Annotated in this window: 21 protein-coding genes and 1 pseudogene; 9 read left to right on the forward strand and 13 right to left on the reverse strand. The window is 67.2% G+C overall.

The genetic code is table 11. The features are described from left to right. From VJV41_RS27930 to VJV41_RS27945, 4 genes and pseudogenes are all read right to left on the reverse strand, one after another. Nucleotides 1-347, reverse strand: a 347-nt coding sequence (locus VJV41_RS27930) for a DUF222 domain-containing protein (protein ID WP_325339335.1), incomplete at its 3' end; no start/stop codon positions are given. A gap of 259 nt (nucleotides 348-606) precedes the next feature. Next, nucleotides 607-780, reverse strand: coding sequence for a hypothetical protein (locus VJV41_RS27935; RefSeq protein WP_325339337.1), 174 nt, complete (start codon nucleotides 778-780; stop codon nucleotides 607-609). Between the two features lie 11 nt (nucleotides 781-791). Then, a pseudogene (locus VJV41_RS27940) lies at nucleotides 792-1,756 on the reverse strand (NAD(P)/FAD-dependent oxidoreductase). Between the two features lie 18 nt (nucleotides 1,757-1,774). Then, on the reverse strand, nucleotides 1,775-2,632 hold the full coding sequence (locus VJV41_RS27945) for a maleylpyruvate isomerase N-terminal domain-containing protein (protein ID WP_325339339.1): 858 nt from the start codon (nucleotides 2,630-2,632) through the stop codon (nucleotides 1,775-1,777). A 70-nt stretch (nucleotides 2,633-2,702) separates the two neighbouring features. Between VJV41_RS27945 and VJV41_RS27950 the strand changes: the two genes are divergently transcribed. The 3 genes from VJV41_RS27950 to VJV41_RS27960 all read left to right on the forward strand — a co-directional run bounded on the left by VJV41_RS27950 (nucleotide 2,703) and on the right by VJV41_RS27960 (nucleotide 5,159). After that, entirely contained in the window at nucleotides 2,703-3,323 is a 621-nt protein-coding gene (locus VJV41_RS27950; RefSeq protein ID WP_325339341.1) for a TetR/AcrR family transcriptional regulator, read from the forward strand. A 15-nt stretch (nucleotides 3,324-3,338) separates the two neighbouring features. Beyond that, complete coding sequence (locus VJV41_RS27955; RefSeq protein ID WP_325339343.1) at nucleotides 3,339-4,151, forward strand: hypothetical protein; 813 nt, start codon at nucleotides 3,339-3,341, stop codon at nucleotides 4,149-4,151. A 117-nt stretch (nucleotides 4,152-4,268) separates the two neighbouring features. Then, nucleotides 4,269-5,159 carry an IniB N-terminal domain-containing protein gene (locus tag VJV41_RS27960; protein WP_325339345.1) on the forward strand — a complete coding sequence of 297 codons (891 nt, stop codon included), beginning with the start codon at nucleotides 4,269-4,271 and terminating at the stop codon, nucleotides 5,157-5,159. 14 nt (nucleotides 5,160-5,173) lie between these two features. On the opposite strand, the gene VJV41_RS27965 is transcribed toward VJV41_RS27960, so the two are convergent. The 3 genes from VJV41_RS27965 to cobN form a co-directional block, all read right to left on the reverse strand. After that, the gene (locus tag VJV41_RS27965; RefSeq protein ID WP_325339347.1) at nucleotides 5,174-5,554 is read right to left on the reverse strand and encodes a PPOX class F420-dependent oxidoreductase; all 381 of its coding nucleotides are present in this window, start codon (nucleotides 5,552-5,554) and stop codon (nucleotides 5,174-5,176) included. Nucleotides 5,555-5,556: 2 nt separating this feature from the next. After that, nucleotides 5,557-5,937: a PPOX class F420-dependent oxidoreductase gene (locus tag VJV41_RS27970; protein WP_325339348.1), complete on the reverse strand. Its 381-nt coding sequence runs from the start codon at nucleotides 5,935-5,937 to the stop codon at nucleotides 5,557-5,559. Between the two features lie 76 nt (nucleotides 5,938-6,013). Further along, entirely contained in the window at nucleotides 6,014-9,595 is a 3,582-nt protein-coding gene (gene cobN, locus VJV41_RS27975; protein ID WP_325339350.1) for a cobaltochelatase subunit CobN, read from the reverse strand. Between the two features lie 351 nt (nucleotides 9,596-9,946). Here cobN and VJV41_RS27980 point away from each other — a divergent pair, with 351 nt between their 5' ends. Beyond that, complete coding sequence (locus VJV41_RS27980; protein WP_325339352.1) at nucleotides 9,947-10,849, forward strand: TauD/TfdA family dioxygenase; 903 nt, start codon at nucleotides 9,947-9,949, stop codon at nucleotides 10,847-10,849. Between the two features lies 1 nt (nucleotide 10,850). On the opposite strand, the gene VJV41_RS27985 is transcribed toward VJV41_RS27980, so the two are convergent. Continuing rightward, nucleotides 10,851-11,180 (reverse strand): hypothetical protein, encoded by a 330-nt coding sequence (locus VJV41_RS27985; RefSeq protein WP_325339354.1) that lies wholly within the window; start codon nucleotides 11,178-11,180, stop codon nucleotides 10,851-10,853. A gap of 331 nt (nucleotides 11,181-11,511) precedes the next feature. On the opposite strand from VJV41_RS27985, the gene cobG reads away from it, so the two are divergent. The 4 genes from cobG (at nucleotide 11,512) to VJV41_RS28005 (ending at nucleotide 15,919) form a co-directional block, all read left to right on the forward strand. Further along, entirely contained in the window at nucleotides 11,512-12,624 is a 1,113-nt protein-coding gene (gene cobG / locus VJV41_RS27990; protein ID WP_325339355.1) for a precorrin-3B synthase, read from the forward strand. A gap of 9 nt (nucleotides 12,625-12,633) precedes the next feature. Continuing rightward, nucleotides 12,634-13,260: a precorrin-8X methylmutase gene (locus tag VJV41_RS27995; protein ID WP_325339357.1), complete on the forward strand. Its 627-nt coding sequence runs from the start codon at nucleotides 12,634-12,636 to the stop codon at nucleotides 13,258-13,260. Further along, a complete protein-coding gene (locus VJV41_RS28000; RefSeq protein ID WP_325339359.1) occupies nucleotides 13,257-14,714 on the forward strand; it encodes a precorrin-2 C(20)-methyltransferase in 1,458 nt (485 codons plus the stop codon). Before VJV41_RS27995 ends, VJV41_RS28000 begins: the two co-directional genes overlap by 4 nt. Before the next feature lie 128 nt (nucleotides 14,715-14,842). Beyond that, nucleotides 14,843-15,919: a phosphotransferase family protein gene (locus tag VJV41_RS28005; RefSeq protein WP_325339361.1), complete on the forward strand. Its 1,077-nt coding sequence runs from the start codon at nucleotides 14,843-14,845 to the stop codon at nucleotides 15,917-15,919. On the opposite strand, the gene VJV41_RS28010 is transcribed toward VJV41_RS28005, so the two are convergent. From VJV41_RS28010 to VJV41_RS28025, 4 genes are read right to left on the reverse strand one after another with little or no spacing between them, the layout of a single operon-like run. Further along, nucleotides 15,897-16,628, reverse strand: coding sequence for a cobalt-precorrin-6A reductase (locus VJV41_RS28010; protein ID WP_325339363.1), 732 nt, complete (start codon nucleotides 16,626-16,628; stop codon nucleotides 15,897-15,899). The two genes, VJV41_RS28005 and VJV41_RS28010, sit on opposite strands and share 23 nt — an antisense overlap. Continuing rightward, the gene (cobM, locus tag VJV41_RS28015) at nucleotides 16,628-17,383 is read right to left on the reverse strand and encodes a precorrin-4 C(11)-methyltransferase (protein ID WP_325339365.1); all 756 of its coding nucleotides are present in this window, start codon (nucleotides 17,381-17,383) and stop codon (nucleotides 16,628-16,630) included. The genes VJV41_RS28010 and cobM overlap by 1 nt, the downstream gene beginning before the upstream one ends. Next, on the reverse strand, nucleotides 17,380-18,588 hold the full coding sequence (cbiE, locus tag VJV41_RS28020; RefSeq protein WP_325339366.1) for a precorrin-6y C5,15-methyltransferase (decarboxylating) subunit CbiE: 1,209 nt from the start codon (nucleotides 18,586-18,588) through the stop codon (nucleotides 17,380-17,382). The genes cobM and cbiE overlap by 4 nt, the downstream gene beginning before the upstream one ends. Further along, nucleotides 18,585-19,334: an SDR family NAD(P)-dependent oxidoreductase gene (locus VJV41_RS28025; protein ID WP_325339367.1), complete on the reverse strand. Its 750-nt coding sequence runs from the start codon at nucleotides 19,332-19,334 to the stop codon at nucleotides 18,585-18,587. The genes cbiE and VJV41_RS28025 overlap by 4 nt, the downstream gene beginning before the upstream one ends. Nucleotides 19,335-19,369: 35 nt before the next feature. Here VJV41_RS28025 and VJV41_RS28030 point away from each other — a divergent pair, with 35 nt between their 5' ends. Next, on the forward strand, nucleotides 19,370-19,783 hold the full coding sequence (locus VJV41_RS28030; RefSeq protein ID WP_325339369.1) for a F420-dependent biliverdin reductase: 414 nt from the start codon (nucleotides 19,370-19,372) through the stop codon (nucleotides 19,781-19,783). Between the two features lie 60 nt (nucleotides 19,784-19,843). Here the strand turns inward: VJV41_RS28030 and VJV41_RS28035 are convergent. After that, the coding region (locus VJV41_RS28035; RefSeq protein ID WP_325339370.1) for a M24 family metallopeptidase at nucleotides 19,844-20,316 on the reverse strand (473 nt) is incomplete at its 5' end.

Raw genomic sequence — 20,316 nt, forward strand, 5'->3', positions numbered from 1 at the left:
TCAGATCCCTCGCCCGCGCGCGCCGCGATGACGCCGACCTGATCCAGCGACAGCCGGCCCTCCCGCATACCCGCCGCGCAGCGGGGAAACTCCTCCAGCCGGTGCGCCACCGTGGCGATCGTGTGCGCGTTTGCCGATGACAAACCCAGCTTCCAGGCCACCAACGCCGCCACCGACCGCGCCCCAGTAGCGCCGCACAACTCGTCACGATCCAGCTCGGCGACGATCTGCACAATGCGCCCATCAATCGCATTGCGCTGACCGGCCAACTCCCCCAACTCCTCGAACAACACCTCAACACGCTCAGCAGGACTCACCGCCGCAGGAGGCGACGCGGTCAAGGACATAAACCTCATCATCACAGACGGGTACGACAAATCTCGGCCGCCCAAATCGCGCGACGTCGCGAAAACCACACGATCTGCGGCGGGGTCGCCCCGAAAGCGGTCTTCCCACAGCCCAAAACCGAAGAGCAACAGGTCAACCGGCTACGACAACCGCGAACCGCGGACCAGGTCAGGACCCCGAGCAATAAGGAATCGACGCAAAATCGACGAAATACTCGAGCTCATCGCTTCACAAAGTGCGTCAAACCCCCGACGACCCCTAGTACTGCCGGTCGCCCTCGCTGTTGTCGAAGAACGCCCAGTGGCCGTCGTCGGCCTTGACTTCCATGCGCCAGGCCAGTGCCAGGTCGGTCTTCGAATGTACGAACGAGGCGTGCGCGTCGTCGGCGCTCCCGATGTCCTTCGTGTCCAGGCCGTTCGCGTTCCCGGTCAAGTGGGGTTGAATCAGTCCGGTTTTGGCATCGGAATTCCCTCGCTGGCCGCGAACTGTGCGTCCTCCTCCGACGCCAGCCCCATCGAGACCACCGATCGATCGAAGAACACATCGGTCAGATACGCCAGTGACACGGCCCAGCGATTGACGAACCGCGAGATCGCGTACACGTGGTATGCGCGGGCGACTGCCTTGGCGGCGTATCCGGACAACTGGATGTTCAGCGGGTTCGCGACTGCGTGGCGAGGGCCGAGGTCGACCACCAACCCCATGTTGCGGTGCTTGTACTGCTTCGGGCTGCCGTAACCGAGGCTGGCGGCGACGTTGTGCGCCAACACCTTTCCTTGCCGCGTCGCGTGCTGCTCGGTGGGTGGAGTGATCTCGCCCGGCTGCGTGACGTCGGGCACCGCGGCGGCATCGCCCGCCGCGAACACATCGGGGTGTCCCGGCACCTGCAGATCCGTCTGCACCTTCAGCCGCCCCTTCTTGGTCGGCAAACCCAGCTTCTCGATCAGCGGAGCGCCCGTCACGCCGGTCACCCATGCGACCGTGTGTGTGCGAATCAGCGAATCATCGCTCAGCACAACGTGTTCGGCACTGCCTTCAGTGTGACGCCGAGCCGGACGTCGATGCCACGCGCTTTCAGTACCCGCATCGCCGCGGCCCCGAGCTTCTCCCCCACTTCGGGCATAACCTGCTCGGCCAGATCCAGCAGCACGAACTTCACTGCGGCCGGGTCGAAGTTCATCTGTTTGGCGGCCGAATCGGCAAGCGCCCGCAGCGCGACGAAACGTGCGTCAACCACGCCGCCTGCGACGTCCGGCAACAGCGGTGTGTACAGCATGTAGTCGACCGGCGAAATGATCGAGATGTCGACCGATGCTGTGTTTTTTTGGTGTCTACGTACCTTTCGGGCCAGATGACGAGCGCACTCGAAGCCGGTGAACCCGCTGCCGACGATTACCACGGAGGTCATCGACCCCCACTTTACGTGCTACGGGCTATACAGCAGCGTGCCGAACTTCATCGCCAGCCACGGCTTTCGGCCGCCCGGACGCAGCTGACCACGCAGCAGCGGCGACCACTGCGGGATCCGGCCGAAGCCCAGCAGCAGGAACGCGACCGGGTCCGCCGTGATGACGCAGTCGGCCCTCTGACCCGCTGCGGTGACGACCGCTGTGCCGTCATCGACGGCCATCCGGTAGCTCGCGCCGCCGCGTATGCGCAATTCGAACGACACGTGCACCCCCGCGGCGCGCTTCGGCCGCAGGTACTGCGGCGCGACCGTCAACACACCCGGAATCACCAACAGCGCGTCGGCGGGCGCAACCGTCCATGGCATGCCCGCCGCGCGCGACACGTCGAGGCCGTGAACGAGCTGCTCGCCCAGCAGCAGCGCCGTCATCGTCGAGGGGCCGATCACCAGCCCGTTGGGCGTCGGGATATCGGCGCAGACGTCCGCCGACGCCGCGGCCTCCAGGTACGCGGCGGCCGCTTGCTCGAGCAAGTCGGCGAGCCGGTGCAGGTCGCGCTCGGGGATCTCTTCCAGGTGTCGGGCGTTGACCTTGGCGCTCAGCCGCGACGGCGACTCCATGGGCCGATTGGCATGGGTCATATAGCCATTCGCATGCCGTGTCAGTGCCTGCGTGTAATCACGGAGGTCACCGACGACGTGCGCAGCGGTCTCGGCAGCGGTCCAGATCAGCCCCGGCGCCGGCGCGTCGGGACGGTCGATGCGACGCCACAGGTCAGCGGTCCTGGCCACAGCGTCGCGCAGCGCGTTGAGCAGTGAGCCGTACTCGCGGCGAGTGTCCTCGGCCGGCCCACGGAGATCGACAGATGCTGATGTCATAGCAGAACTATTTCACATATTGTCACTATGTCAATAGGGTATGCTCGATCTCAACGCATAGGAGCCTCAGATGTCCGACCCGGCCGGCGAGCAGCCTGCCTCGCTGCGTGCGGAGCAGGTCGCGCAGACACGCGCGGCATTGGTCGCTGCCGGTCAACGCCTGTTCGGCGAGCACGGCTTTCGGGCCACCTCGGTCGAGGACCTGGCCCGCGAGGCTCGTGTCACGACGGGCGCCCTGTATCACCACTTCCCCACCAAGACAGCGCTTTTCGAGGCGGTGTTCGTGCAGGCTCACACCGACCTGATGAAGGCCTCGACCGAGGCGGCACAGGGCGCCTCCGACGGCGTCGACGAACTCGCCCGTGGATTCGAGGCATTCCTCGACGGCGTGCTGCAACCTGACGTGCAGCGCATCCTGATCGTCGACGGGCCGGCCGTGCTCGGGCTGGCCCGCTACACCGAGCTCGACGAGCGCTACGCCCACGCCGCGATCGTGCACGCGCTCACGTCGGCGGCGAAGGCCGGCACGATCACAGTGGAGGACCCCGAAACCGCCACCCGGCTGTTGCTCGGGGCTCTGACCCGCGGCGCGATGCTGATCGCGAACTCGCCCGATCCCGTCGAAACGCGTCACGCCGTCGCCAAGTCCATGCGGGCACTGCTGTCGAGCTTCACTCCGCCCGGCGCATGACGGATGCTGGATGCCATGACGCGTCCGCGACCGCTACGCCGATTCGACCCGTTCCGGCCGATCGACATGCTGGCCTCGCTGTGGTCTTCGGCGGCGGTCGCCCCCGTCAGCAGCGGAGCCGCGGCGGCGTACCGGACGCTGTTCATGACCGTGCGGCGGTTGGCGGTGGGCCGGCGCTTGGCCGTTCGACTCGAAGACGGCGATCTGACGCTGACGGTCACCGAGTTTGATTCCCGGCTAGACGTGCGCGGGCTGTCCGTCGGCCAGCTCAACGACGTGCGGCTCGCCGTGCGTGACATCCGTTGGGGCGATAGCGTATTCGACCACGCCACCGCGGTGCTGCACAACGTGCACATGAAGCCCACTGCCCCGCCGACGCTGGTAGCGGCCCCGGTGGAGCTGACGCTAGAGGTGCCCGCGCCTGTGCTCGACGACCTGTTCCAGTGGGCCGCGCCGCGACTTTCCGGCGAGGTGGGGCTAGACGGCATTGCCCGGCTGCGACTCGCAAGGCGGCCGATGCTGGGCAACGTCGAGGTGGACGCGCAACTCGACGGTTCCACGCTTTGGCTCAAGCCCCGCGGTCTGGTCTTCCGCGAGTCACGATGGAGACTGCCTTCGCGCACCCCGGCCTATCCTGTGCGCCTTCCCGACCTTCCGCACGGGCTGATCCTCACGAGCATCAGCTTTGCGCCCGGCGTGGTGCGCCTGTCGGGCATGCTGCCCGAATGGCGGATGGATGTCCCGCGAAAACGCTTGGAGGACATCATCAATCAGCTCAGCGTGGTGGGGGTGCCGCTCAATGTGACCAGGCTGGGCCGCCTGTTCTAGTCACCCTGGGAACTGTCAGCAAGTCCATGGCTGGATGACACCGAGCTGCCAGGCAGCGTCACTACCGTCTGAGCGCGTGTCGGGGGCCGTGATTGCTGAGACCATGAAAGGCGCTCCATGATCAACCTGATCGACTACATCCTCGACCTGTTCCGCGACGAAGGCCAAGCCCAGGCATTCGTCGCGAACCCGGACCAGGCGCTGGCCGATGCCGGGCTGTCGACGGTGACATCGGCCCAACTGCAATCGGTCGCCTCGACGGCCATCCCGAGCCTGGCGATGGGCGGCAGCGGCGACGCGGTGGCCGACCTGCAGCAGGCGGTGTCGACCCACTACGGCTTTGCACCGGACTTCGCGCCTCAGCCCGACTTCTCCCCCAGCGCGGATCTGGCCAGTAACAACAGCTTCATGAGTCCGACCACCAACATCTCCGACGACCACAGTCTGAGCTTCGGCCTCGGCGATATCACCTTGGGCGACAAGACAACTGCGCAAGGTGACGGGGCGGTGGCCGTCGGTGGCAGCACGCACGGCGATATCGTCAGCGGCGACGGTGCGGTACTGGGCAACGGCAACACCGTCAACAACGGCGATATCCACGCCGGTTCCGGTTCGTCCGTGACGGTCGGCGACGGCAACGCCACCGGCAACACCTCAGCCGGCGGCGACGTGCTCAGCTCGCATGACGGGACGGTCATCCAGACCTCAGGCCACGGCACCACGACGGTGTCCGATGGGAACACCACCAGCGTGCACGGCAGTCAGACCATCACCGACATCCACGGCTCGGGCAACACCACGGGCGTGGACAGCAGCACGCTCATGCACACGTCGACTGTCGACAACTCCGTGCACGATTCGTCGGTGCACTCGTCCTCGATCGTCGACGCCTCGGTGCACGACAGCTCCGTCCACGACAGCTCGGTGCACGACACGTCACTGCACGACAACTCAGTCCACGAAACCACGCACGCCGATACGGGTTTGGACGCCCATCTCGGGTTCTGACGCGGCGCGGACGGTCAGGCGGCCGTGATTTCCACGCCGACGCTCTTCTTGTCCAAACCGCGCACCTTCATGTACACGCCGAACAACCAGCCAAGCACGCCGTAACGCTCGTTGATCGCGCGTCGAACGTCGGCAGCCTCGGACTTGTCGAGCACCCGGGCGACGGCTTCCACGGGATCGCTCTTCGGGTTGCCCCGCGGGTCGCATACCGCCACGGTGACCCGCGGAGTGTTACGGATCCGCCTGACCTTCCACGAGTCCTGTTCGGTGATAACGAGCAGACGATCGCCGTCGGGCGCCGCCCAGATCGCGGTCGGCTTCGCCGTGCCGTCCTTCGTGAACGTGGTCAGCAGAATGTATTTGGCCTTGGCGATGTCGCCGAATGTCGGTGCCATGGTCACGCCGCCTTCAGTTCGAGCCCGACGTTGTTCTTCATACCGCCGCGCAGCTTGGAAAACAGATTGAACGTCTTGCCCAACAGCCCGTAACGCTTGCCGATCGCATCGTAGACGGCGCCGGTCTGCGATTTGTCGAGAATGCTGGCGGTCGCCTCGATGGTCTCGCTCTTGGGATTTCCGCGCATGTCGCAGGCCGCCAGGGTGATCCGTGGCGTGTTGCGGATGCGCTTGACCTTCCATGACTTCTCTTGGGTGATGACCAGCAGGCGTTCTCCGTCGGGCGCCGCCCAGATGGGCGTCGGCTTGGGGCGGCCGTCCTTGGTGAACGTGGTCAGCAGGATGTACTCGGACTTCGCGATCTCGGCAAGGGTGACAGGCACGAACCCAATCTATCTTCCCGGGTCGTCCCCCTGCGCTGCGCGCGGGAGGTACCCCCAGCGCTCCTGCCCGCCGGACCTAGCCTTCGAGTTCGCCTTCCGTCTCGAGCAACACCTGGCGCAGCCCGTCGAGAGTGGCTTGTTCAGGCTGCGCCCACATGCCGCGGCCGGCTGCCTCCAGCAGTCGCTCCGCCATCCCGTGCAGCGCCCATGGGTTGGACTCCGCCATGAACTTGCGATTCTCGTCGTCGAGCACGTATTCCGCCGACAGCCGCTCGTACATCCAGTCGGCCATCACATGAGCAGTCGCGTCGTATCCGAACAGGTAGTCGACCGTGGCGGCCATTTCGAACGCGCCCTTGTAGCCGTGCCGGCGCATTGCGTTGATCCAGCGCGGGTTGACGACGCGCGCGCGGAACACGCGTGTCGTCTCCTCCGACAGCGTGCGCGTGCGCACCGCGTCGGGCCGGGTGTTGTCGCCGATGTAGGCCGCGGGCGCCTGCCCGGTCAGCGCGCGCACCGTGGCGACCATGCCGCCGTGGTACTGGAAGTAGTCGTCGGAGTCGGCGATGTCGTGTTCGCGGGTGTCGGTGTTCTTGGCCGCCACGGCGATCCGCCGGTACTGCCGGTTCATGTCGTCGGCTGCGGGTGCGCCGTCCAGGCCGCGCCCGTACGCGAAGCCGCCCCATGCGGTGTACACCTGCGCGAGGTCGGCGTCGTCGCGCCAGTTTCGGCTGTCGATGAGTTGCAGCAGACCCGCGCCATAGGTGCCCGGCTTGGAGCCGAAAATCCTTGTCGTGGAGCGGCGCTGATCGCCGTGGTCGGCGATGTCAGCCTGGGCGTGGGCACGCACATAGTTATCCTCGGCCGGCTCGTCCAGACCGGCGACGAGCTGCACCGCGTCGTCGAGCATCGTGACCACATGCGGGAACGCGTCGCGGAAGAACCCGGAGATGCGCACGGTGACGTCGATGCGTGGTCGTCCGAGTTCGTCCAGCGGAATCGCTTCGAGGTTGACAACCCGTCGCGACGCGTCATCCCAGACGGGCCGGACACCCAGCAGCGCAAGCACTTCGGCGATATCGTCGCCCGAAGTGCGCATGGCGGATGTGCCCCACACCGACAAACCGACGGATTGCGGCCAGCGGCCGTAGTCGTCGCGATACCGCGCCAGCAGCGAATCAGCCATCGCCACACCGGTTTCCCACGCCAGTCGCGACGGCACCGCCTTCGGGTCGACGGAATAGAAGTTGCGTCCGGTCGGGAGCACGTTGACCAGGCCACGCAGCGGAGACCCCGACGGACCCGCCTCAATGAACCGCCCGTCCAGCGCCCGCAGGATCTGGTCGATCTCTTGCGAGGTGCCCGCCAGCCTCGGAACCACTTCGGTCGCGGCGAATTTCAGGATGCGGGCGACATCGTCGTCGTCGGTGAGTCCGTCGACGGCATCCGCGGCCCAACCGGCCTTCTGCAGTGCGGCAACGAGTTCACGGGCCCGCGTCTCAGCCGCGTCGACATCGGCACGATCGTCGTTGCCGTCCTCGGCGAGGCCAAGCGCCTGCCGTAGACCGGGAACGGTCTGCTCGCCGCCGAATAACTGGCGTGCGCGCAGGATGGCCAGCACCAGGTCCAGTTCGGCATCGCCCGTGGGCTTTTCACCCAGGATGTGCAGGCCGTCGCGGATCTGGACATCTTTGATCTCGCACAGCCAGCCGTCGACGTGTAACAGCATGTCGTCGAACGAGTCGTCTTCGGGCCGGTCCTCCAGACCGAGATCGTGATCCATCTTCGCCGCACGCATAAGCGTCCAGATCTGCTGGCGGATGGCCGGCAGCTTGCCGGGGTCGAGCGCGGCAATGTTGGCGTGCTCGTCGAGCAGTTGCTCCAAACGAGCGATGTCGCCGTAGGTTTCGGCCCGCGCCATCGGCGGAATCAAGTGGTCGACGAGTGTCGCGTGGGCACGGCGTTTGGCTTGCGTGCCCTCCCCCGGGTCGTTGACCAGGAAAGGGTAGATCAGTGGAAGGTTGCCCAGCGCCGCGTCGGCCCCGCACGCCGCCGACATCCCGAGCGTCTTGCCCGGCAGCCACTCCAGGTTTCCGTGCTTACCGAGATGCACGACGGCATCCGCGCCGAATCCGGCGTCGATCCAGTGGTAGGCGGCCAAGTAGTGATGACTCGGCGGCAGATCGGGGTCGTGGTAGATCGCCACCGGGTTCTCGCCGAAACCGCGCGGGGGCTGCACCATTAGCACGATGTTGCCGGCCTGAATCGCCGCGATGACGATGTCACCGTTGTCGACGAACAGTTCGCCGGGCGGCGGACCCCAATGCTCGACGATCGCGTCGGTGAGCTCCTGCGGCAACGTGTCGAACCAGTCCCGATAGTCCTTGGCGGACAACCGAATTGGATTGCCGGCCAATTGACGGTCGGTGAGCCAGTCGGGATCCTGACCGCCCCGGGCGATGAGCTCGTGGATAAGCGCATCACCGTCCTGCGCGTCGACACCGGGTATCTCGCCGACCGCGTATCCGGCAGAGCGCATCGCCCGCAGCAGCGCGACCGCGCTGGCCGGTGTGTCCAGGCCCACGGCGTTGCCGATGCGGGCGTGCTTGGTCGGATAGGCGGAGAACACGAGCGCCACGCGCTTGTCCGCGGGGGCGATCGCGCGCAGCTTGGCGTGGCGCACGGCTAGGCCCGCGACGCGGGCGCATCGCTCGTCGTCGGCCACGTACGAGATGAGGCCCTCGTCGTCAATCTCCTTGAACGAGAACGGAACCGTGATGATGCGGCCGTCGAATTCCGGCACGGCGACCTGCGTCGCAACGTCGAGGGGCGACAGGCCGTCGTCGTTGTCCTCCCATTGCGAGCGGGAACTCGTCAGGCAGAGGCCCTGCAAAATGGGGACGTCGAGCGCGGCCAGATGCGCGACGTTCCAGCTGTCGTCGTTGCCGCCCGCCCCGACGCCGGCCGGCGTGGCGCCGCCCGCGGCCAGCACGGTCGTCACCATCGCGTCGGCGGTGGAGAGCAGATCCAGCAGGCCGGCATCTGCGGTGCGAAGCGATGCGCAGAACACCGGCAGCGGACGCCCACCGGCATCCTCGATGGCCCTACACAGCGCCTCGACATAGGCCGTATTACCGGCCAAGTGCTGAGCCCGGTAGTACAGCACGGCGATGGTCGGCCCGTCAGCGTTTGTTGACGACCGCTGGAGCACACCCCAGTTCGGCGTCGTCACCGGCGGCGCGAACCCGAAGCCGGTCATCAGCAGGGTGTCGGACAGGAACGCGTGGAGCTGTCGAAGGTTCTCCGTACCGCCCTGCGCGAGATAGACGTGCGACTGCAGCGCAACGCCGGCAGGTGTCGTGGACTGGCCCATCAGCTCGGCGTCCGGCGACTGCTCGCCGCTGACGACGACGGTCGGCACACCACTCGCCACTACCGCGTCGATGCCTTCCTGCCAGGCCCGATACCCACCAAGGATCCGGACAACCGCGACATCGACGCCGTCCAGCAGTGCAGTCAGCTCGCCGTCGACGAGCCTCGACGGGTTTGCCCACCGGTAGGCCGCCCCGCTGGCACGCGCCGTGATCAGGTCGGTGTCGGACGTCGACAGCAGCAGGACGGTCGGACCCGGGTGGGGCGGCGGGAAAAGGCCAGTCACCCACCATTCGTACCGCACCGCACCCCGAGGCGGTGCGGTCGGTGGTCAGCGGTCGTAGTTGCCCCAGCGGCCGTGCCAGGTCTGCGGGTAGGGCAGGCCGAGTGCGGCGATCAGCACGAGCAGGAGCACGCCGAAAAGAACGAGTGCGAACATCGTCGTTCCCTTCTCCTGGCAACTCGTTGTTGTACACGAGTGCAGTTAGGGGAAACGTACGACCTCGACGAGCAAAAGTGACCAACTTGTGTGGGACGGATCACGAAGGGCCATGGTGTGGCGGCGGTCACACTCACCCTTCTGATCGCGGTCATTTAAAGGGTGTATTGCTGCGCCTCGATGGTCGACGATTCGCGGGTGACTGACTTAATCGACGTGGTGAAACTCGGCGCGAATATCGGCGCCCGCATCGACGGCGTATGGCTGAGCGATGATCTCGACGCTGAAACCGTCGAGGCGATCAACAGCGCGCTGCTCGAGCACAAGGTCATCTTCTTCCGCGACCAGCACGACCTCGACGACGACGGCCAGCTCGCGTTGGCCAACAGGCTGGGCACCCCGACGACCGCGCACCCAACACTGTCGCGCGGCAGATCGGTTCTGCCGATCGACTCACGCTACGACAAGGCCAATAGCTGGCACACCGATGTCACCTTCGTCGACAGAATCCCGAAAGCTTCTCTGCTGCGGGCAGTTTCGCTGCCGAGCTTCGGCGGTACGACGACGTGGGCGTCGACGGAGGCGGCCTACGAGCAGCTGCCGGGTCCGCTGCGCGCACTGGCCGAGAACCTGTGGGCGGTGCACACCAATCAATACGACTACGCCGCCGACTACGACGGTCGGCACGAGGAGCTGGCAGACAACGTGCGCGAATACCGCCAAGAATTCGTGTCGGATTACTACGAGACCGAGCATCCCGTCGTTCGGGTGCACCCCGAAACCGGTAAGCGTGTGCTGTTGCTCGGCCACTTCATCAAGCAGTTCGTCGGGCTCGGGCCTACCGAGTCCGCCACGCTGTTCGGGCTGCTGCAGGCTCGAGTCACGAAGCTGGAGAACACCATTCGCTGGAGTTGGACGCCGGGCGATGTGGCCATCTGGGACAACCGTGCCACTCAGCACTATGCCGTCGCGGATTACGACGACCAGTACCGGCGGCTCAACCGCGTCACGCTGGCCGGAGACATCCCGGTGGATATCCACGGCCAGCGCAGCCGCGTGGTTGTGGGGGACGCATCGCACTACTCGGCGTTGGCCAGCTGATCTATAGCCGGTGCATCTCCCGCGCCATCCGCGCGTCCTCGAGAAAGTCGTAACGCGACGGGTAGTGTCGCGGTTTCGGCCTTCCCTCGTTGCTGGACGTCACAGAGGCCGCGGACACGATCGCGCCGACGACCCGGGAGATCCAGCTGCGGATCTTCGCGGGCTGTAACGGCACGGCCGCGGCGGTGGCGAACACAACCTGTTGTTCGGTGATCACGACGGGTTCGTGCGTCACGCCAACCGAAGCCGGTGCCGCAACAGGATGTGCAGTGTCGTCGGATTCTTCGACAACTTCAGGCGGAGCGCCGAATGGCGCTAACAGTTCAGACATTTCAGTTTCTCCCCTTGTTGTTCGGTCGGGCGGCGGGCCCGACCGGTGTGGATGGAAGAAACTCTGCGCCGATCATTAGCGATCCTCACGAGTGGTCAACTACCTGAATCCGCTGGCGAATCCCGCACTTTTTGACGCTCAGGATGAATTTTCGGCGGATTCCCTTGACTTTCGCAGGAGACCCCCGTCGCTGAACTGGGCAAGCGCCGTGATTGAGTAGCCGCGGTCAGATGCGGGTCTCGCGCGCCAATTTGCACCGGAAATGCGAATCCAGCAACGGCGCTGACGCACTCGTTCGCGTCGTCTTGCCGTCGCGCCGTACGGTGTTCGGGTGGCCAGGATGCGCGATCAGGACGCCTGCCCCGGCGCGCTGCAGCTGCACCAGGCGGCCGACGGAGCGCTGGCTCGCGTCCGCTTGCCGGGAGGCGTGATCTCGCCCAGCCAGCTGCAGGCGATCGCGCATGCCGCCAGTCGATTCGGCTCGCCCGCCATGGAACTCACCTCGCGCGGCAGCATTCAGATCCGGGCGATCACCGATACCGCGGCGGTCGCTGAGGCGGTCGCCGCGGCGGGCCTGCTGCCCTCATACACGCACGAGCGGGTCCGCAACATCGTCGCGTCACCGCTGTCCGGTCGTCTCGGCGGGTTGACCGATATCCGGGGGCTGGTCACTGATCTAGACGAAGCGATACTGGCCGCGCCCCCGCTCGCTGAGCTGCCGAGCCGGTTCATGTTCGGCATCGACGACGGCCGCGCCGACGTGTCGGGACTCGCCGCCGATGCCGGTGTGCACGTCGTCGACGGGTCGACCGCAGCACTGCTGCTGGCCGGCCGCGACACCGGAGTCCGGCTTCCGATGCCCGACGTGGTGCCGACGCTCGTCGCGGTCGCCGAGCGTTTCGCCCAGATTCGCGGAACGGCGTGGCGCGTAGCTGAACTCGACGACACGGCGCACCTGCTGGAGAACCTCACCGCCATCACGACACCCGGTGCGGTGTGGCCACCGGTCACCCGGCCACCGGTGGGCTGGCTGCAGCAGGACGACGGCAAGGTCGCGCTCGGCGCCGCCGTACCGCTGGGTGTGCTGCAGGCCAGGGTCGCGGAGTACCTCGCGGCCATCGACGCTCCGATGGTCATCACCCCCTGGCGCTCGGTGCTGGTCTTCGACCTCGACGAAACCGTCGCCGATGTGGCAGTGCGGGTGCTGGCGCCGACGGGGCTGGTGTTCGACGAGACCTCGCCGTGGCTGGCGGTCAGCGCGTGCACGGGTAGCCCCGGCTGTGAGCGTTCGGCGGCCGACGTCCGCGCCGACGCCGCGGCGGCGCTCGACGAGCCGGCCGCCGGTCATCGGCACTTCGTCGGATGCGAACGCGCGTGTGGCAGCCCGCCCGTCGGCGAGGTGCTTGTCGCGACGGGTGAGGGGTATCAGCAGCGTCCGCATTAGGGTGAGCGAGTGCTCGACTACATCCGCGACGCCGCCGAGATCTACCGGCAGTCGTTCGCGACGATCCGCGCCGAGGCGGACCTGTCGCGGTTCCCCGACGACGTCGCGCGGGTGGTGGTGCGCCTGATCCACACATGCGGTCAGGTCGACGTCGCCGAGCATGTCGCCTTCAGCGACGACGTCGTCGCCAAGACACATGCGGCGCTGGTCGCAGGCGCGCCGATCTTGTGCGATTCGTCAATGGTCGCCGCGGGGATCACCAAGTCGCGCCTTCCCGCCGACAATGAGGTCGTATCGCTTGTCGCCGACACGCGGGCCCCCGACCTCGCCGCCCGCCTCGGTAGCACGAGGTCGGCTGCCGCAGTGGACTTGTGGGCCGACCGGCTCGGCGGCGCCGTGCTGGCCATCGGCAACGCGCCGACCGCGCTGTTCCGCTTGCTCGAGTTGGTCGACGACGGCGCTCCCACGCCGGCCGCGGTCCTCGGCGGACCGGTCGGGTTCGTCGGCTCGGCGCAGTCCAAGCAGGAGCTGATCGAACAACCGCGCGGAATGTCCTACCTGGTGGTGCAGGGCCGCCGCGGCGGCAGCGCGATGGCGGCCGCGGCCGTCAATGCGATCGCGAGTGATCGCGAATGAGCAGAGGCACGTTGTGGGGGGTCGGCCTCGGACCGGGTGACCCCGAACTCGTGACCATCAAGGCGGCCCGCCTCATCGCCGAGGCCGACGTCGTGGCATATCACAGCGCCCGCCACGGACGCAGCATCGCGCGCGCCATCGCCGAACCGTATCTGCGGGCAGGGCAGATCGAGGAGCACCTCGTCTACCCGGTGACCACCGAGACCACCGACCATCCGGGCGGCTACGCCGGCGCGATGGAGGACTTCTATCGCGAGTCCGCCGACCGCATTGCCGCACACCTCGACGCGGGCCGCAACGTCGCCCTGCTGGCCGAGGGCGATCCGCTGTTCTACAGCTCGTACATGCACATGCACACCCGGCTCACGCAACGGTTCGACGCCGTCATCGTGCCCGGGGTGACGTCGGTCAGCGCCGCGTCGGCGGCGACCGCGACACCGCTCGTCGAGGGTGACCAGGTACTGACGATCCTGCCCGGCACGCTGTCCGTCGACGAGCTCAAGCGCCGCCTTGCCGACACCGACGCCGCCGTGGTGCTCAAGCTAGGACGCTCGTATCCCGCTGTGCGGGAAGCGCTTTCGTCGATCGGACGGCTCGATGAGACGTTCTACGTCGAACGCGCGAGCACCGATCGTGAACGGGTGCTTCCGGCTGGTGAGGTCGATGACGACAGCGTGCCGTACTTCTCGTTGGCGATGCTGCCGGGGACGCCGCGGCGCCGAGAGTCGACCGGCAGCGTCGCGGTGGTCGGCCTCGGCCCGGGCGACAGCGACTGGATGACCCCGCAGAGCCGTCGCGAGCTGGCCGCGGCCAGCGACCTGATCGGTTACGGCCCCTATCTGGACCGCGTCGCGAACCGCGACGGCCAGCGCCACCATCCCAGCGACAACACCGACGAACCTGCGCGCGCCCGGCTGGCCTGCACGCTCGCGCAGCAGGGCCGCGCCGTTGCGGTGGTGTCGTCCGGCGATCCTGGCGTGTTCGCGATGGCGACCGCCGTGCTCGAAGAGGCCAAGCAGTGGCCGGGCGTGGAGGTGCGGGTGATCCCGGCGATGACCGCCGCACAGGCCGTGGCCAGCCGCGTCGGCGCGCCGCTCGGGCACGACTACGCCGTCATCTCGCTGTCCGACCGGCTCAAGCCCTGGGACGTCATCGCGCAGCGTCTGACCGCGGCTGCGCGCGCCGACTTGGTTATCGCGATCTACAACCCGGCGTCGAAGAGCCGCACCTGGCAGGTGGGCGCCATGCGGGACCTGCTCCTCGAGCACCGCGACTCCAGCACACCGGTAGTGATCGGCCGCGACGTCTCCGGCCCACGCGAAGAAGTCAAAGTGGTCCGGCTCGCGGACCTCGATCCCGCCGACGTCGACATGCGCTGCCTGCTGATTGTCGGGTCGTCGCAGACGCAGTGGTATGACGACCGCGTCTTCACCCCGCGCCACTACCCGACGTGACTCGCCGAAACCGCGGACAGATCGCCCTCGGGCGCGAAATCGCGATCTGTGAGCAGTTTCGAGAGAGCAGGCGGATATCCGACGTGACATCTTTGACAGGATTTGTCACGGCGGATTAATGTCCGCGAATGGCCACCGCTGCGTCCATACCGCGCCATCCCGCCGACCTGACCAGCGACTGGCTGTCGGCGGTGCTGACGGCCGACGTGCGTGACGTCGAGGTCACGCCGATCGGCACCGGGCAGACCGGTGCGACCTATCGGGTGGCGCCGACGTATAGCGCCGACGCGGGTCTACCGCCGACGTTCGCGGTCAAACTGCCCGCACAGGACGACACCGTGCGCGAGCGGGTTGCACTCGGGTATCTCTCCGAGGTCGAGTTCTACACCGACGTCGCCGACCGGGTGCGCATCCCGGTGCCAGGCTGCTTCTACAGCGATATCGCCAACGACGGTATGGATTTCGTGCTGCTGCTCGCCGATATGGCTCCTGCCGTGCAGGGTGATCAGATCGCGGGCTGCACACCTGGAGAAGCCCAACTGGCGGCCGAGGCGCTGGCCGGGCTGCACGGCCCGAGCTGGTGTGATCCGGTGTGGCTTGGGTTGTCGGCAATCTCCATGCCCAAGCCGGGCGACGAGGCGGCCGCCAAGGGCCTCGGTGACGTGTCGGTGATGGCCGCCGACATCACGATCGAGAAGCTCGGCGATCGCATGAGCGTCGATGATCAGGAAACACTGCGTGCTGCAATGGGATTGGTGATGCCGTGGCTGCTGGCCGAGCCGAAACGGTTCGCGCTGATGCACGGTGACTATCGGCTGGACAACATGCTCTTCGACCCCGACCGCACCCGGGTCACGGTTGTGGACTGGCAGACGATGGGCGTCGGCCTGCCGGGGCGGGATCTCGCGTACTTCACCGCAACCAGCTTGGTGCCCGAGGTGCGATCAGAGATAGAAGAGGACCTCGTCGGCCGCTACCACAAGGCCCTGTTGGGTTATGGGGTAGCGGATTACGACGCCGACACCTGCTGGCACGACTACCGTCTGGGCGTGGTCCAAGCGCCACTGATCACCGCACTCGGCTTCGCGTTCGCCGCGTCGACGGAACGGGGCGACGAGATGATCCTGACGATGCTGCACCGTGGCTGCCGGGCCATCCGCGAACTCGGCACTCTCGACCTGATCAAGAGCTACCAGTCGATTTGACCCACTCGACGGCGGCGTCGACGCTGTCCACTGTGGCCACGCCCTCCGGCAGCGGCGGTCGGTCCACCATCACCACGGCAACGCCAAGTGCGGCGGCCGCATCCAGTTTGGGCCGTGTCATCGCTCCCCCGCTGTTCTTGGTCACCAGCGCATCGATGCGGTTCTCGCGCAGGAGTTCCAGCTCGCCGTCGTAGCGGTACGGCCCTCGCGACAACACCACTTCGTGATGCCGCGGAAGCGTGTCGGGATCCGGCGGGGTGACCGCACGGATCAGAAACCATGCGTCGACATCCCTGAACGCTGCGACACCCGACCGCCCGGTGGTCAGGAAGACACGCGAATACCCGTCATCAGCAATGGTTTTCGCCGCATCGACGTCGGAGGCGGCGAGCGTTGCGTCGCCCGGCGGCCAGGCGGGACGTGCCAGCACCAGATGCGGCAGGCCCAGCCCGTCGCAGACCGTCGCTGCGTGCGCGGTGATGGTCGCGGCGTAGGGATGCGTGGCATCGACAACGGCGTCGACGTCGGAATCTGCCAGCCATCGGCGCATCCCGTCGACGCCGCCGAACCCGCCGATGCGCACCTCACCGACAGGTAACGCCGGGTCGGGCACGCGACCAGCCAGCGAGCTGATCACGTCGACGTCCGGGTGCAGTCGCGCGGCGAGCGCACGCGCCTCCGACGTGCCGCCGAGCAGCAGGACACGCATCAGTGTCTGCCCCGCCGCACCCGTCCAGACGAATACAGGTAGCTGTCGGAAAACCCTTCGGCAGCAAGCACATCGCCGACGACAATGACCGCAGTGCGCGTGACCCCGGCCGCCTTCATCTCGTCGGCGAGCTCGGCCAGGTTGCACCGCAGGACGGTCTCCTGCGGCCAGGTCGCGAACGCCACCACGGCGCATGGGGTCTCCGGCCGATAGCCGCCCGCGAGCAGCTGTGGCACGATCGCGTCGATCTGCGCGGCGGCCAAGTGCAGCACCAGCGTCGACCCTGACGCGGACAGCGTCTGCAGGTCCTCCCCCGGCGGCATCGCGGTCGACAGCGTCGCCACCCGCGTCAGTGTGACCGTCTGAGACACGCCGGGAACCGTCAGCTCACGGCCCAGCACCGCGGCCGCAGCAGCGAACGCCGGTACGCCCGGCACGATTTCGTAGTCGACGCCGATCTCGTCGAGGCGCCGACACTGTTCGGCCAGGGCGCTGTAGAGCGAGGGGTCGCCGGAATGCAGACGGGCCACGTCGAGTCCAGCATTGTGAGCGTCGGCCAGTTCGGTGATGATCTGATCCAGCGTCAACGGGCCGGTGTCGACGACGCGGGCGTCGGGCGGGCACAGAGCGAGCAGATCCTCAGGCATGATCGAGCCGGCGTACAGGCACACCGGGCAGCGGCTCAGCAGTCGCTGCCCGCGCACGGTGATCAGATCCGCGGCGCCGGGACCGGCCCCGATGAAATAGACCGTCATTGCTTGGTCACCGTCCACTGGGTGACGGGCATCGCGGGCCGCCACCCGGTGAAGTCGCCGAGCGGCTCACTGCGGTAATGCTGGAACCGCCGCAGCTCACCGCCCATCCGCGAATGCCAGCCGGCGAGAACGGATTCGGATTCCGCCGTGACGGCGTTGGCAACCAGGCGGCCACCCGGCGGAAGGTATCGGAGGCATGCGTGGATCAACCCATAATTGGTGAGGCCGCCGCCGACGAAGATCGCCGCTGGGCGTGGCACGCCGTCCACCCCACCGCTGCTCAGCGCCGCTTCGGTGAGCGCGGCCGGAGCTTCCCCGCGCACGTCTACGCTGACGCCGTGCGCCGCCGCGTTGGCGGCGATCCGTGTGCGCCGCTGTTCGTCGCGTTCGAAAGCAATTGCTCGACAACCTGATCCGCTGCGGCACCACTCGATCGCGATGCTGCCGGAGCCCGCCCCGACGTCCCACAACAGCTCGCCGGGCCGTGGCGCGAGTGCGGCAAGCGTCACCGCGCGAATCGACTGCTTGGTGATCTGCCCGTCGTGATCGAACGCATCGTCGGGCAGCACCTGCAGTTGACGTTCATCGGGCAGATAACGCACGGCCACCACGTTCAGGTCGTCGACGTCCTCAGGCGGGTTGGCCGCCCACTCGCGGGCGGTGGCCGAACGGCGCCGCTCGTCCGGTCCGCCGAGCTGTTCAAGCACCGTCAGTTCGGAGTCGCCGCGGCCGGCGTCACTCAGCAGCCGAGCCAGCGTCGCCGGTCCCGAGCCGTCACGGCACAGCACAACGGCCTGACCGCCACGCCGGACGGCGGTGTGCGGCTCGGCCGTCACCAGGCTGATCACCTCCGTGCTCTGCACGTTCCAGCCGACGCGGGCGCACGCCAGTGTCACAGAGGACACATGCGGCAGCACCGTGACACGCTCTGCGCCAAAGAAGCGGATGCACGAGGTGCCGATCCCATGCAGCATCGGGTCGCCACTGGCCAGCACGTGCACATCGCCGGGGGTGTCGTCACGAATCGTCTGCAGCACGCCCAGCAGCGGCGACGACCACTCCTTACGTTCCGCCGTTACGCTGTCGTCGAGCAGGTCGAGTTGGCGATGCGAGCCGTAAACGACCGTCGCCCTGCGTAACTCGGCCAGCGAGACCGGCGCCAGTCCCGCCATGCCGTCGGCGCCGATTCCGATCACCACGATCATCGCGGCATCCTTCGCCAGACGGGCCTCGGCAACAGTCGCATCACAACCGCGAGCGCTCCCAGCTGCCACGGAATCCAGACGCTACGCCGCCTTCCCCTCAATGCGCGCATGGTCCCGTCGGCCACCTGCGGCGCAGTCCTGGAGAACGGCGCAGGCGCCATGCCCTCGGTCATCCGCCCGATCACGAATCCCGGCCGCATCACCAGCAACCGCACCCCCGAGCCGTATAGCGCGTCGGCAAGACCGCTGCAGAACCCGTCCAATCCCGCCTTCGCCGACCCGTATACGTAGTTCGCGCGGCGCACCCGCGCGCCCGCGATCGACGAAAACGTCACGATCGTTCCGCGGCCGGCGGCGCGCATCGTCTCGGCCAGCACGGTCAGCAGAGCGGCCTGAGCGACGAAGTCGGTGTGCAGGATCGCCGCCGCATGGGCCGGATCCTTCTCGGCGCGGGCCTGATCGCCCAGGATGCCGAACGCCAGCACCGCGGTGCCGATCGGACCGTGCTCGGCCACCATGGCGTCGACGAGGGGGCCGTGCGACTCCATATCGTCGGCGTCGAACTCCCGCACGTGAACAGCGGTGGCGCCGGCCTCCTGCACGGCCGCGACCTGCTCGTCGAGGTCGTCGGCGCGGCGGGCGGCCAGCACCACCGTCGCGCCGGGCGCCAGCCGGATGGCCAGCTCGACCCCGATCTCGCTGCGGCCGCCGAAAATGACGACCAGCCCGCCGCTCGTGTCCTTCACGGCTGTGATTATCGCCTGCGCTACCGTGGGGCCTGATGGCGAAGGCAACCACCCGGCTCACCAACGATGCGTTGGCGTTTCTCACCGAACGGCATTTGGCCATGTTGACGACGCTTCGCTCGGACAATTCGCCGCATGTGGTGGCGGTTGGTTTCACCTTCGACCCCAAGACGCATATCGCCCGCGTGATCACCACTGGCGGATCGCAGAAGGCCGTCAACGCCGATGAACGCGGCGTCGCGGTGCTCAGCCAGGTCGACGGTGCCCGCTGGCTGTCGTTGGAGGGCAAGGCCAGTGTCAACACCGACGCCGATGCCGTCCGCGACGCCGAACTGCGTTATGCCCAGCGCTACCGCACACCGCGGGTCAATCCCAAGCGCGTGGTGATCGAAGTCCGCGTCGAGCGGGTATTGGGCTCGTCCGATCTGCTGGACCGCGCCGAAGATTGAGTCGCCTTTCCAGCGCGAGCAGACGTAAAACTGCCCATTTCATGGCGAAATAGGGCAGTTTTACGTCTGCTCGCCAGGAACCACGACCAGCTCGTGCGGGCGGCCGTTGACCGATAGCGCACCGTCGGCGGTGACGATCACGATGTCTTCGATGCGCGCGCCCCACTGGCCGGGAAAGTAAATGCCCGGTTCGACGGAAAACGCCATACCGGGCTCCAGCGGAATGTCGTTGCCCGCCACGATGTAGGGCTCCTCGTGCACCGACAGCCCGATGCCGTGGCCGGTGCGGTGCACGAAAGCCTCCGCCAACCCTTCGGCGGCGAGCACGTCGCGGGCCACGGCATCCACCTGTTCTGCGGTCACCCCCGGGCGCACCGCCTCCACCGCAGCCTGCTGCGCGCGCTGCAGGACGGCGTAGCGGCGCGCGACCTCTGGATCGGGCTCGCCGATGCTGTAGGTACGCGTGGAGTCGGAGTTGTAGCCCGGCTCGTACGGGCCGCCGATGTCGACGACCACGATGTCGCCGGCCCGCA

The sequence above is a fragment of the Mycobacterium sp. genome (assembly GCF_035274705.1).
Classification (GTDB): Bacteria; Actinomycetota; Actinomycetes; order Mycobacteriales; family Mycobacteriaceae; genus Mycobacterium.